This window comes from Escherichia sp. AM3, assembly GCF_032029835.1.
Lineage (GTDB): Bacteria > Pseudomonadota > Gammaproteobacteria > Enterobacterales > Enterobacteriaceae > Escherichia > Escherichia coli.
Map to the genome: position 1 here is coordinate 1 of NZ_JAVUPQ010000772.1, position 318 is coordinate 318.

1 pseudogene is annotated in these 318 nt (G+C 51.3%); it reads left to right on the top strand.

Features of this window, described 5'->3' with window-relative positions:
* Positions 1 to 318, top strand: a pseudogene (sitB, locus tag RTW80_RS28295) (iron/manganese ABC transporter ATP-binding protein SitB); the annotation flags it as partial.

The following is a 318-nucleotide window of genomic DNA, read 5'->3' on the forward strand; positions in this document are numbered from 1 at the left end:
ATTATGGGATTTGTGCGTCTGACCAGCGGGAAGATATCTGTTCTGGGTATTCCCACACGACAGGCGCTACAGAAAAACCTGGTTGCCTACGTCCCTCAGTCAGAAGAGGTTGACTGGTCATTTCCTGTACTGGTGGAAGATGTGGTGATGATGGGCCGCTATGGGCATATGGGTATGTTGCGTATCGCCAAAAAGAGGGATCGTCAGATTGTCACCGATGCGCTGGAACGTGTCGATATGGTGGATTTTCGCCATCGACAAATCGGCGAGCTTTCCGGTGGACAAAAGAAACGCGTCTTTCTGGCGAGAGCGATTGCA